The organism is Streptomyces sp. NPDC093094 (assembly GCF_044754345.1).
Classification (GTDB): domain Bacteria; phylum Actinomycetota; class Actinomycetes; order Streptomycetales; family Streptomycetaceae; genus Streptomyces.
The window spans coordinates 25,203-37,157 of record NZ_JBIVOX010000020.1 but is presented as its reverse complement, the minus strand read 5'-3'; the positions used below and the strand labels follow the sequence as shown (position 1 = coordinate 37,157).

Sequence of the window (11,955 nt, the reverse complement as noted above, 5' to 3'; positions counted from 1 at the left end):
GACACACGACGACATCAGAACCCCGGCCACGACCACGGCACAGGAACAACGACGAGACCCCGGCCACGACCACGGCACGGGAACAGCGGCGAGGCCCCGGCCATGAACACGACACAGAACGACATCGGAACCCCGGCCACGGCACGGGAACAACGACAAGGTCCCGGCCATGAACCCACCGCAGGAACAACAGCGAGGCCCCGGCCGTGAGCATGGCGCATGAGAACCGCGGCCCCGCCCGGCGCCCCGCCGACGTGCCCGCCCGGGAGCCCGTCGGCGTACCTGTCGGCGCCCCTGAGTGGGCGGCACCCGCGCTGAGCGCCCTCCTCGACCGGGCCGCCGCGACCCGCGCCGAGGCCGGCGACCGCTTCCCGCTGTTCGCCGAGCCGGGCACGGGCGTATGGACCACGACCGGACGGGCGTCCTGGGCGGGCGGGTTCTGGGCGGGCCTGCTGTGGCTGCGGGCGCGGCACACGGGTCTGGCGTCCGACCGCGAGGCCGCGGCGCGGTCCACCGGCCGCCTCGCGAACCGGCTGGACGCCGACACCGTCACCCGCGGACTGATCTTCTGGTACGGCACCGCCCTGGCCGACACCGAGGAGGCCGCCGCCCTGCGGGACCGCGCCGCGCTCGCCTGCCGGGCCGCGTACGACCCCGTGCCGGGCGTGGTCCCGTGGGGTGCCGCGTTCGGCGGCCCCCGTCTGCTGGCCCGCGCCGACGGCGTCCCCGGCACGGTTCCGCTGCTGGCCGCGCCGGCACCCGAGGTGGCCGGGTCCCATCTGCGCCGTCACCTCGAACTCTGTCTCGGCACCGGCTCCTTCCGCTGGTCCTGGCAGTACGAGGGGGCCGCGGGATGGATCCCGCGCGACGATCCGCCGTCCGGCTGGAGCCGTGGGCGGGCGTGGCTGCTGCTGGCCGTCGCCGACGCCGCCCACCGGCTGGACGCCTGCGATCCGGCGGAGCCGGTGGGCCGGCTCCTGCCGGGGCTCACGGTCCCGCCGGCCGACGAGGCTCGTCCCGACGGCCCCCGCGACACCTCCGCCGCGGCGGTCACGGCGGTGGCCCTGCTCAAGCTCGGCCGCCGCGACGAGGCCGTCACGCTGCTCGACGCGCTGGTCCACGGCCATCTCACCGCCGACGGCCGTCTCCTGAACGGCTGTCACGACCTGGGCGCGGGGACGGCCACACGGCACGAGCTGATCTGGGGCAGCTTCTTCCTCGCGTACGCGCTGGCCGTGCTCACCGGTCTCGTCGACCCGCACACCGCCTAGTGACCCGAGTCCTTGATTCCCTACGGTGGTTGCCGCACACCGAAGGGGTGGACGGCGAACCGCGGCACGGGCCCGGTCGCCGTGAGCACGGGGGGTAGCAGTGGGACAGCCGACGACACGTCCGGGTACGCCGCCGCCGGGGACGCCGCCCCGCCTGGCCCCCGTACCCGTCTTCCGTACGGTCCCCGCGGCGCGGCGCGGCGTCCTGTGGTGGCTGGGCTGGCTGGTGCCGGTGATCGCCGCGCACCGGCTGTGCTCGCCGACCCGTCCCGACCGGGTCGTGGACCCCGCGATGGGCAGGCTCCAGTTCTGGCGTGCCGCGCTCGGCCTGGCCCTGACCGTCGCCGCGTGGCTGACTCTCGGGCTGGTGCCCCTGCGCGAGATACCCGGCCGGTTCGGGGAGAGCCTCGCCTACGGCTTCAGCGCCATTCAGATGATCTTCTACGTGGCGTGGGTCGCGGTCTCGATGACGCCCAAGGGCCGCAAGTGGGCCGCGACCCTGCGGTGGCGCGGCCCGTTCCTCGCCTTCGTCCTCACGGTCACGGCGTGGATCGTCTTCATGCAGACCGACCTCTCCGACTGGCCTCCGCATTCGCCCGGGTCCGCCGTCTGCGGCCTCTGGCTCGCTCTCTTCGGCGGATACGGAGGCATTCTGCTCCTGCTCAACGGAGGACGTACCGCCGACATCAACGACGGTCTGCCGGCCCTCCTGCCCATCTTCTCGATGGTCGCCCTGACCCTCCCCACGCTCGGGGACCCCATGTACGACAAGGTTTCCATGCCGGTACGCCTGATGCTGGGCCTCACCGGCCCGCTGACCCTGGTTCTCCTGGCCCGCTGGCAGCTGCGGCGCCTGCGCCGGCTGCACGGCGTACGTCTGTCGGACATGTGGCACCGGATCTGACGACACGCGGACCGGCGGGGCGGACGGCGACGGTGCACAGCCGCTTGGTGGCGCGGGTGAGGGCGACGTACAGGTCGCGCTCACCGCCGGGGCGGGCGGCGGCGATCTCGTCCGGGCCGACGACGACGCTCGCGTCGAACTCCAGGCCGCGGGCCTCGGAGGCCGGCACGAGGCGTGCCCATCGTCCGGCACCGGCGGCCGCCATCTCCGCCACCCGGCCGTCCGCGCAGATCACGGCGAGCAGTTCGCCCGGGTGCGCCGCGGCCTGCGCCCGGAGTTCCTCCGTCACCGTGGCGGCGAGTGTGTCCGGACCTGCGGTGAGACGGCGGGGAGGAGCGCCGTGGCGGATCGACCGGCTCGGTTTCCGGCCGGGTGCGATCCGGGCGAGCAGGCCGTGGGTGCTCTCCAGGATCTCCGCGGTGGTGCGGTAGCCGACGGTCAGGGTGTGCAGGCGGTACCGGCCGCCGAGGTGCGGGCCGAGGGCCTGGGACCAGTCGCCCGCCGTCGCCGCGGGGCCGGCCTGGGCGAAGTCGCCCACCAGCGTCATCGACCTGGCAGGACAGCGGCGCATCACCATCCGCCACTGCATGGCGGTCAGTTCCTGGGCCTCGTCGACCACGACGTGCCCGTACGTCCGCTCCGGCGGCCCGTCCACCAGGTCGGCCGCCTCGTCCAGCAGCGGTATGTCGGCGTCGGTCCACGGGGCGCCGGGAGGACGCGCCAGCCGGGAACGCTCGTCGTCGGTGAGCGAGGACGGACGCCCGGCCGGGGTGCGGGGGTCCGCCGACAGGGCCCGTACGACCGCTTCGGGCGTCAGCCGCGGCCAGAGGGACTCCACCGCGCGGTCGACGTGGGCGTCGTCCAGGAGGTTCGCGCGGGCGGCGTCCGCGTCGAACACCTCGGCGGGGTCCGCGGGCGGTGCGTCGTCGAAGCCGAGCGCCCGCAGATCGTCCCCGGCCGCGGCGTCGAGGTCCAGGCCCGTGCTCTCGGCGATCTCGGCGTCGATGTGTTCGAGGGCCTCGACGGTGCCGCGCTCCAGCGCGCCGGTGACCGCGCCGATCAGATGCTCCTTGAACACCTGCCGCGCACGGTTGTGCGGCAGGCCGCTCGCCACCGCGGCCCGGCGTGCCGCCGCGACGTCCGTGTCCGTCAGGCGGACCCGCTCCTGCCCCACCCGCACCGCGAACCCGCCGTCCGGTGCCTGCCGGGAGCGCACCAGGTCCGCCAGCGCCACGGCCAGCGCCGGACTCCCCTTGAGGCGGGCGGTGTCGGACGGTTCCACCGCCGCGGGCTCCGGCCCGGCCAGCTCCGCGCACGTCGCCAGGACCACGTCGTTCTCCCCCAGCGACGGCAGCACCTGGGAGATGTGGTCCAGGAACCGCGCGTTCGGCCCGAGCACCAGCACCCCCTGGGCGGCGGCGCCCCGGAACGCGTACAGCACGTACGCCGCCCGGTGCAGCGCCACGACGGTCTTGCCGGTGCCGGGGCCGCCCTGCACCACGGTCACCCCCCGGTGCGGGGAGCGGACGATCTCGTCCTGCTCCGACTGGAGCGTCGCCACCGCCGCACGCATCCGCCCCGTGCGCCTGGCCTCCAGTGCCTCGGTCAGCGGGCCGTCGCCGACGATGTCACCGGCCGCGGGAGCCGATCCGTCGAGCAGTTCGTCGCTGACCGCGCGCACCGTACGGTCCTCGACCCGGAGGTGACGGCGCCGCCGCAGCCCCATCGGGTGGACGGCCGTCGCCGCGTAGAAGGACCGCGCCGCCTCCGCCCGCCAGTCGACGAGCAGCGGCAGGTCCCGGCCGCCCTCGTGCAGGCCGATCCGTCCGATGTGCAGGGCGGTTCCGTCCGCGCGGTCGATCCGGCCGAACGCCAGCCCCTCCTCGGCTCCCTCCAGCCGGCGCAGCCGACGTGCCAGGCGCTCGGCGGCGACATCGCGTGCGTACACCTCGCCCGCGCTGTCGGCCGGGGACCCGAGCACGTCCGCCAGCTGGGCCCGTGTCTGCGCCGACTGCTCGTCGAGCAGCGTGTACAGGGCGGTCACGTGTTCCTGCTCCCTCTCGGTCTGTCCTGCGGTGTCCTCGTCGGTCTGCGGCAACAGCGGTTCTCCTCCCGGCTCGGCCCCTCACTATGCAGATTGATTTCCGTAAAAGTAAGGCTTGACTTACTTGTCCGGGTCGACCGCCCTGGTGCTTCCGGCGCCGGTGGTCCGCAGGACGCGGCGGGCGACGGAGGTGATGTGCAGTTCGTCCGGGCCGTCGAGGATGCGGGCCGCCCGGCCGGTGCGGAAGAGGGCGGGCAGGGCGGTGTCCGGGCCGAGGCCCGCGGCTCCGTGCACCTGGATGGCCGCGTCGGCCACCTGCTGCAGGGTGCGGGCGGCGGCCACCTTGGCCAGTCCGACCTCCACATGGGCGTCCCGCCCCGCGTCCAGGAGGGCCACGGCCTCGTACACGAGGGGCCGGGTGGTGCGCAGGGCGAGCAGCGACTCGAACACATGGCGCTGGACGAGCTGGAGGTCGCCCAGCGGCCCCTGGGAGCGGCCCCGGGTCGTGGCACGCTCGCGCATGAGGTCGAAGGCCCGCCGTGCCTGCCCCAGCCAGCGCAGACAGCGCAGGGTGCGGCCGAGCTGGAGGCGTTCGCCCGCGACGGCCAGGGCCCCGCCCCGGCGGCCGACGAGGTGATCGCCGTCCACGACGACGTCGTCCAGTGCGATCTCCCCCTGTCCGCCCGCCCCGAGCACGGGCAGCTCGCGCACCACGCGGAAGCCGGGCGAACGGGCGGGCACCAGCAGCAGCGTCAGGCCGTCGCGGTCCGGCGGGTCGCCGTCGGTCCGTGCGAGGACCGTGACCAGGTCGGCTCCGGCGGCGCCGCTGACGAACCACTTCCGGCCGCTCACCCGCCAGGTCCCGTCCTCCCCCGGCACCGCGCGGGTGGCCGTGAGGAAGGGGTCGGTGCCCGGCGTCCCGGGCTCGGTCATGGCGTAGCAGGCCCGTGTCCTGCCGGCGGCCAGCGACTCGGCGTACCGGTCACGGACCGCCGCGCTGCCGTGCCGCCACAGCATCAGCACGTCGAGCAGGGGTGCGGAGCCGAGGGCGGCGGGCCCGTGGTCGCTGGCCCCCTCGGCCTCCGCGACATACGCGTACGTCCTCAACGGCATTCCTCCGCCGCCCAGTTCGGCGGGCAGCGGCAGCGCCCACAGCCCTTCGGCGCGCGCCTCCTCCTGCAAGGCGCGCAGCACGGCGGCCGCCTGGGGTCCGCCGCCGTCCAGCACCTGCTCGCACGGCACCACCCGGTCGCGTACGAACGCCGTGACGCGATCCCTCAACTCGGCTGTCTCCCGCGGGCATCGGGGGCCGCCTGTGATGTCCGGCATAGGGATGTCTCCTCACTTTCCACGGCGTCACGGGAACCCCGGCCGTCAGCCGTCCGACTGCTTCTTCCGTGGAACTGGTCGGGGGCGACCGTCCCCGGGTTCCCGCGCGTCACAGAAGGAGAGGCATGGCAACTCCAGCCACACCGGTCATCGCGCGGACGGCCGGACCGCTCGGCGGACTGCGCTTCGAGGGGTCGGGCCCACCGGGTGCGGCGGACACCCTGGTCGCGGAGCATCTGCGCATGCTCGGCGCCCGGTGCGACGGCGGTCCGGGAGGCCGGTTCACCGTCACCGGAGGCGGCCTGGGCGACGTCACCGCCACCACCTCCTGGGGCGGGGCCGCGACCGACGAGGCCACCGTCCAGGCGGCCACCGGCGTCATGGCGGTGCACGGGCGCCGCACCGGCGCTCCGCGGGGTCTCGCCGTCGACTACACCTCCACCGCCGCCGGCGTCCTCGCCGTGCAGGGGCTGCTGGCCGGGCTGCTGGCGCGTGCGCGCGGCACCGGGGACGTCGCCGAGGTCGGGGTGAGCGCCGAGCGGGCCGGACTGCTCGCGGTCTCGCAGTATCTGGCCGCCGCGGGCGCCGAGGAGGGCGAGGCCGTGGAACCGGCCCCCGGCGGACCGCCGTTCACCTCCGCCGACGGGGTGGTCTTCGAGCTGGAGACGCTCGACCCGGGGGCCTGGGCCGCGTTCTGGCGTGCCCTCGGCGCCCCCGAGGACGCGGTACGCCGGGGCTGGCGTCCGTTCCAGTTCCGGTACGCCACCGCCTGCGCGCCGCTCCCGGACGGCCTGCACGCGACCGTGCGAAGCAGCCCCTGGAGCCACGTCCGGGACGCCGCCGAGGTGTCCGGCGCCGAGGTGTGCCCGCTGCGCTCCCTCGCCGAGCGGGCGGCCGAGCACGACGGGGCGCCGCCCTGGGAACTGCGCTCGTTCGAGGCGTCGTACACCGCGTCGGGCGTGACCGGCGCCCTGCCGCTCTGCGGCTTCACGGTGCTGGAGGCGGGCCGCCGGATCCAGGCGCCCCTCGCCGCGCACCTGCTCGGCCTGCTGGGCGCGGAGGTGATCCGGATCGAGCCGCCGGGCGGCGACCCGTTGCGCGGCATGCCGCCCGCCTGTTCCGGTGTCTCGGCCCGGTGGCTGGCGCTGAACCGGGGCAAGAAAGCCGTCGAGGTGGACCTCAAGGCCCCGTCCGGCCGTGAGCGGCTGCGCGCGATGGCCGCGGACGCGGATGTGTTCCTGCACAACTGGGCGCCGGGGAAGGCCGCCGAATTCGGCCTGGACCACGAGCACCTGGCCGCCGCCGGCCCGTCGCTGGTCTTCGCCCACACCAGCGGCTGGGCGGACCGGCTGGCGGACGCGCCGATGGGCACCGACTTCATGGTGCAGGCGCGCACCGGGGTGGGTGAGGCGGTACGGCCCTGCGACGAGCCCCCGGCGCCGTCGCTGATGACGCTGCTGGACGTGCTCGGCGGGCTGCTCGGGGCGGAGGCGATCACGGCGGCGCTGCTGCTGCGCGAGCGCACCGGGCACGGGGTCCGGGTGGATTCGTCGCTGCTCGGGGCCGCCGACGTCCTCACCGCTCCGGCCCGGGCCCGGGCGGCGCGGGGCCTCGACCCGCGCCGCCCGGCCGGGTTCCGGCGGCCGCTGCGCACGGCCGACGGCTGGATCGCGCTCCCGGACCGCCCGGCCGCCGGCCACGACGTGAGCGGGCTGGCCTCGGAGCAGGCCCTGGCACTGCTCCGTGAGCGCGGCCTGGACCCCGTCCCGGTCGTCACCGACCTCGCCGACCTCCTGGCCCGCGACGTGACCGGCCGCGACCCGCACGGAGCGCCCGCCGTCCCGACTCCCTGGAGCTTCGCATGACCGTGGACCTGCACGACCTGCTGCCCGCCGGCCTGCGCCGCTCCTGGGCCCTCGACGGCACCTGCCCCGACCTGGACCTGTACAGCCTCCACCGCGCCCGCCAGATCGCCGGCCCGCACCGCACCGCCGTCCTCGACGCCAGGGGCAGGCTCTGCTACACCGCCCTGGACCGCAAGGTGCGGCGGCTGGCCGCCGGGCTGTCCGGGCTGGGCGTACGCGCCGGTGACGTGGTGGGCGTGCAGCTCCCCGACGGCCGCGACGCCGTCGTCACCGACCTCGCGCTCGCGGCGCTGGGCGCGGTCGCGCTGCCCTTCCCGGTCGGCCGCGGCGGACGGGAGGCGGTGTCGCTGCTGGGCAGGGCGGAGGCGGTCGCCGTGATCGCCGCCACCGAGCACCGCGGCAGCCGGCACGCGGCCGGTCTGCTCGCCCTGACCGGTGAACTGCCGGCGCTGCGCACGGTGGTCGCCGCCGGACCCGGTGAGGCTCCCGAGGGCGCCGTCGCGTTCTCCGCGCTGCTGCGCACCGACCCCGGTTCCTTCGTCCCGGCCCGCCCCCACCCCGACTCCGCCGCCCGCATCCTGGTCTCCTCGGGTTCCGAGGCCGAGCCGAAGATGGTGGCCTACTCGCACAACGCGCTGGCCGGCGGGCGGGGCAACTTCCTCGCCTCCCTCATCCCGGGCGGCGAGCCCCCGGTGTGTCTCTTCCTGGTGCCGCTGGCCTCCGCGTTCGGCAGCAACGGCACCGCCGTCACGCTCGCCCGGCACGGCGGCACGCTCGTCCTGCTGGACCACTTCACCGCCGACGCGGCGCTGGAGGCGCTCGCCGGGCACCGGCCCACCCATGTCTTGGGTGTGCCCACGATGATCCGGATGCTGCTCGACCGGATCGCCGAGGGGCGCGCTCCGGCGTTCGCCCCGCCGACCGCGGTCGTCGTCGGCGGAGCGCCGCTGGACGACGCCACCGCCGAGGAGGCCCGCAGGGTCTTCGGCTGCCCGGTGGTGAACCTCTACGGCTCGGCCGACGGCGTCAACTGCCACACCGGTCTGTCCGGCGGACCCCTGCGCGGAGAGGGCCCGGGCATTCTCGCCGGGCACCCGGACCCCCGGGTCGCCGACATCCGTATCGCGGTCCCCGGCACGCCCGGCCTGCGGGAGATGCCGAACGGGTCCGTCGGCGAGATCGTCGCCCGCGGCCCCATGACGCCGCTGTGCTACGTCGCCGCCCCCGAGCTGGACGCCCGCTACCGCACGGCCGACGGCTGGGTGCGCACCGGCGACCTCGGCGTCCTGCAGGACGACGGCACCCTGCGGGTCGTCGGGCGTCTGAAGGACGTCGTCATCCGGGGCGGGGCCAACATCAGCCCGGCCGAGGTGGAGATCGAGTTGGCCGCCCATCCGCTCGTGCGGGACGTGGTGTGCGTCGGGGTGCCCGATCCGCTGATGGGCGAACGGCTCGCCGCCTGCGTCGTACCGCGCGAGCACGGCCGGGCGCCGGCGCTGGCGGCGCTGTCCGCGCACCTGGACGCGCGCGGGCTGGCACGCCGCAAGCATCCCGAGAGGCTTCTGGTCCTGCGGGAGCTGCCGCTGACCCCGGCCGGCAAACCGGACCGGGTCCGGCTGCGGGAGCAGTGCGCCGCGAGAGAGCCGGAGCCCTGTCCGCGGACGGGCTGACCGGCGGCTAAAGGAAGGGGCCGCCGGGAAACCCCGGCGGCCCCGCTCCCGTGCCGGGGACCGTGTTACGCGGTCATCGCCTTCTCGATCGTCTTCGCGGCGTCCCGGTAGACGGCCAGCAGGTCCAGGTCCTCGCCGGGATAGTTGACGATCTCCACCTGTTCGGCGCCCGCGTCGGGCAGGACCTCGCCCGTGGTCATGTGCGCGTTGTCGAAGACGTACGCGGGCTTCTTCTCCGCCAGGCCGGACAGCTGCGCGGCGGTGACGGCCTCGGGCCCGTAGGTCCCCGTCACCCGCGCGCCCGCCATCTTCGCCGACCACACGGAGAAGACCTGGGCGACGACGGCCGGCGCCTCACCGCCGGGCCAGGCGGCCTTCAGCTTCTTCCGGAGGGTTGCGTACTCGCTCTTGAAGGCCGCGTTCCACTTCGCCGCGGCGTCCTCGGTGCCGAACAGCTTCCCCAGACGGGTGACTTCCTCGCTCACCTTGCCGGCGTCGTTGTCGAGGCCGACCTCGACCAGCCGGGCGTCGGACCCGGCGGCCTCCTTGATCTTCTCCGCGTACGGCTCGAAGGGCGCGTAGAGCACGAAGTCGGCTTCCGCGACGGCCGCGAGGTCGGACGGCCTGGGGTCGTAGTCCGGGGCGTGCTGCGCGGAGGAGGGGACGACGACCTTCACGTCCTCGGCGCCGGCCGCCTCGGCGAAGGCGCCCTCCCAGGTGGTGGTGGCCACGACGACGGGGGCGTCACCGTCCTTCCCGCCCGTGCCGGCGGAGTCGTCCTCGCCGGAGCCGCACGCGGTGGCGGTCAGCACCAGCGCCGTGCTCAGGGTCAGTGCGAGGGCGGAAGGGAAACGGGTGGTGCGGACGCGGATGCGCGCCATGAGCTGATTCTCCGTTCAGGGACGAGATGGACGGCCAGGACGACAATCCCGGCGGTCAGGACGAGCACGGGCCCGGGCGGCCAGTCGAGTTTCAGTGCGACCAGGAACCCGGTCAGGTTCACGGCGACGCCGATGCCGACCGCCCATACGGTGATCGACTTCAGGGACGTGCCGAGCCGCCGTGCGGCCAGCGCGGGCAACAGGGTCAGCGCGTCGACGAGCAGCGCGCCGGTCAGCTTGAGGGCCCCGGCCACCGACACCGCGACCAGGACGAGGAGCAGGAGGGTGAGCCGGTCGACACGCACCCCGCAGGCGAGGGCGAGTTCGCGGTCGTGGAGCAGGAGGGCGAGATCGCGGCGGCGCCACAGGAACAGCGCCGGGACGACGACGGCGAGCACGCCGAGCAGCCACAGGTCGACCGTGTCCACGGACAGGATCGACCCCCACAGCAGGGCGAACGCGCCCTGCGCGTTCACCCCGGACACCGACAGGACCAGCAGGGCGGCGGCGATCGCCAGGCTCATCAGCAGGCCCATCGCCCCCGACAGCCCGTCCGGGGTGCGGGCGAGCGGCGCGACCCCGGCCCCCGCGAGCGCACAGGCCACCAGCGCGCACAGCAGGGGATCGAGCCCGGCCAGCAGGCCGACCGCGATACCGAGCAGCGCCACGTGCATCATCGCGAACCGCACCGGCATGATGTCCAGTCCGACGATCACGACGCCGACCACCGGCAGTCCGACCGCGGCCAGCAGCAGCGCCACGCCGGCCCGCTGGACGGCGAGCAGCTGGAGAAGCTGCCCGAGGTCGGCCGCGGCGAGGGCGGTCACCGGACCTCCCTCAGCCGGCCCGCGGCCATCTCCAGCACCCGGTCGCAGCGGTCGGCCAGCGCCCGGTCGTGCGTGACCACCACGAGCGTCACCGGCAGGGACAGCAGCACGTCGGCCGCCTCCTCCTGTCCGGCGAAGTCCAGCGCGGCCGTGGGTTCGTCGGCCAGCAGCACCCCGGCGCCCGCGGCCACACAGCCGGCCGCCCGGGCCAGGTACATGCGTTGCAGCTGGCCGCCGGACAGCGTGTGCAGCGGGCGCGCGGTCAGCTCCCCCACACCCAGCCCGTCCGCCGCTTCCCCCGCCTTCCGGCCGGCCCCGCTGCTGGCCAGCAGCTCGCCGGCGTGCAGCGGGAACCGGCCCGCGGCGGGCTTCTGAGGGATCCAGGCGCACGCTCTGCGCCGCCATGCCCACTCGGCCGCGGAACCTGTGTCCCGGCCCCCGACCAGGATCCGCCCCTCGCTCCGGCGGTGCAGGCCGAGCACCGCGCGGATCAGCGTGGTCTTGCCCGATCCGTTGGTGCCGGTCAGCGCGACCCGCTCGCCCGGCCCGATGTCGAGGTCCACACCGCGTACGGCCTCGATGCGGCCGTGGCGGCAGGCGACACCGCGCATCCGCACATCCAGCCCGTCCATCCCACCTCCTGGTCGTCGTCCGTGAGAGGAGTCGGAGGAGGACGGCGGTGAGTTCCCGGCGCTCTCGGCCGAGTCGGTCCCGGCCGCGGACGCCCCGGGCGCGAGCGCACCGGTGACGGTCAGCCGCCTCCCGTGTGCCCGTCGCCGTGCCCGGTGCCGTCGTGCCCGGTGCCGTCGCTGTGGCTTCCGCCGTCGTGCGTGGTGCCGCCGCCGTGGCTTCCGCCGTCGTGCGTGGTGCCGCCGTCATGGGTGCCCGGGGCCGTGGGACGCGCCTTCGTGCCGACGGCGTAGGACACCGCGAAGACGAGCACGAGAAGCAGCAGGAACCCGTACAGGGCGGGCGGCGGCCCCGGTCTGCGCCGCGCCGCGCCCTCGCCGCGGGTGGTGGAGGGTGAGGACTCGTCCATGGTCGGATCTCCCGGTAGCCCGGTACGGCGTCGGTCCGTGTCGCGCCGTACCGGTTCAGAGGTCGGAGCCGCGAGAAACCGGGTTCCCGCCCGCAGGTGTGGTGCCCGTCACGCGGACCACCGGG

10 protein-coding genes are annotated in these 11,955 nt (G+C 75.3%); 4 read left to right on the top strand and 6 right to left on the bottom strand.

Features of this window, described 5'->3' with window-relative positions; genetic code table 11:
* The first annotated feature begins 212 nt into the window (after window positions 1-212).
* Window positions 213-1,271, top strand: coding sequence for a sugar ABC transporter permease (locus tag ACIQGV_RS32415; RefSeq protein ID WP_402501096.1), 1,059 nt, complete (start codon window positions 213-215; stop codon window positions 1,269-1,271).
* A 100-nt stretch (window positions 1,272-1,371) separates the two neighbouring features.
* Window positions 1,372-2,175, top strand: coding sequence for a hypothetical protein (locus ACIQGV_RS32410; protein WP_402500923.1), 804 nt, complete (start codon window positions 1,372-1,374; stop codon window positions 2,173-2,175).
* Here ACIQGV_RS32410 and ACIQGV_RS32405 read toward each other — a convergent pair.
* On the bottom strand, window positions 2,075-4,273 hold the full coding sequence (locus ACIQGV_RS32405; protein ID WP_402500920.1) for a HelD family protein: 2,199 nt from the start codon (window positions 4,271-4,273) through the stop codon (window positions 2,075-2,077). The genes ACIQGV_RS32410 and ACIQGV_RS32405 overlap by 101 nt on opposite strands.
* A 66-nt stretch (window positions 4,274-4,339) precedes the next feature.
* Window positions 4,340-5,548, bottom strand: a complete 1,209-nt coding sequence (locus ACIQGV_RS32400) for an acyl-CoA dehydrogenase family protein (protein WP_402500918.1) — start codon at window positions 5,546-5,548, stop codon at window positions 4,340-4,342.
* Between the two features lie 125 nt (window positions 5,549-5,673).
* Between ACIQGV_RS32400 and ACIQGV_RS32395 the strand changes: the two genes are divergently transcribed.
* Complete coding sequence (locus ACIQGV_RS32395; RefSeq protein WP_402500915.1) at window positions 5,674-7,413, top strand: CoA transferase; 1,740 nt, start codon at window positions 5,674-5,676, stop codon at window positions 7,411-7,413.
* Entirely contained in the window at window positions 7,410-9,083 is a 1,674-nt protein-coding gene (locus ACIQGV_RS32390; RefSeq protein ID WP_402500913.1) for a class I adenylate-forming enzyme family protein, read from the top strand. The genes ACIQGV_RS32395 and ACIQGV_RS32390 overlap by 4 nt, the downstream gene beginning before the upstream one ends.
* Before the next feature lie 65 nt (window positions 9,084-9,148).
* On the opposite strand, the gene ACIQGV_RS32385 is transcribed toward ACIQGV_RS32390, so the two are convergent.
* From ACIQGV_RS32385 to ACIQGV_RS32370, 4 genes are all read right to left on the bottom strand, one after another.
* On the bottom strand, window positions 9,149-9,964 hold the full coding sequence (locus ACIQGV_RS32385; protein WP_402500910.1) for a metal ABC transporter solute-binding protein, Zn/Mn family: 816 nt from the start codon (window positions 9,962-9,964) through the stop codon (window positions 9,149-9,151).
* A complete protein-coding gene (locus ACIQGV_RS32380; RefSeq protein WP_402500907.1) occupies window positions 9,913-10,791 on the bottom strand; it encodes a metal ABC transporter permease in 879 nt (292 codons plus the stop codon). The genes ACIQGV_RS32385 and ACIQGV_RS32380 overlap by 52 nt, the downstream gene beginning before the upstream one ends.
* Complete coding sequence (locus ACIQGV_RS32375; RefSeq protein WP_402500905.1) at window positions 10,788-11,423, bottom strand: ATP-binding cassette domain-containing protein; 636 nt, start codon at window positions 11,421-11,423, stop codon at window positions 10,788-10,790. The genes ACIQGV_RS32380 and ACIQGV_RS32375 overlap by 4 nt, the downstream gene beginning before the upstream one ends.
* A gap of 119 nt (window positions 11,424-11,542) precedes the next feature.
* Window positions 11,543-11,830, bottom strand: coding sequence for a hypothetical protein (locus tag ACIQGV_RS32370; RefSeq protein WP_402500902.1), 288 nt, complete (start codon window positions 11,828-11,830; stop codon window positions 11,543-11,545).
* Between the last annotated feature and the right edge of the window lie 125 nt (window positions 11,831-11,955).

Excerpts from the sequence above, each read along its gene's own strand:
- ACIQGV_RS32415 (WP_402501096.1), top strand. The coding sequence starts at position 213 with ATGGCGCATGAGAACCGCGGCCCCGCCCGGCGCCCCGCCGACGTGCCC.
- ACIQGV_RS32400 (WP_402500918.1), bottom strand. The coding sequence starts at position 5,548 with ATGCCGGACATCACAGGCGGCCCCCGATGCCCGCGGGAGACAGCCGAG.
- ACIQGV_RS32395 (WP_402500915.1), top strand. The coding sequence starts at position 5,674 with ATGGCAACTCCAGCCACACCGGTCATCGCGCGGACGGCCGGACCGCTC.
- ACIQGV_RS32390 (WP_402500913.1), top strand. The coding sequence starts at position 7,410 with ATGACCGTGGACCTGCACGACCTGCTGCCCGCCGGCCTGCGCCGCTCC.
- ACIQGV_RS32385 (WP_402500910.1), bottom strand. The coding sequence starts at position 9,964 with ATGGCGCGCATCCGCGTCCGCACCACCCGTTTCCCTTCCGCCCTCGCA.
- ACIQGV_RS32375 (WP_402500905.1), bottom strand. The coding sequence starts at position 11,423 with ATGGACGGGCTGGATGTGCGGATGCGCGGTGTCGCCTGCCGCCACGGC.
- ACIQGV_RS32370 (WP_402500902.1), bottom strand. The coding sequence starts at position 11,830 with ATGGACGAGTCCTCACCCTCCACCACCCGCGGCGAGGGCGCGGCGCGG.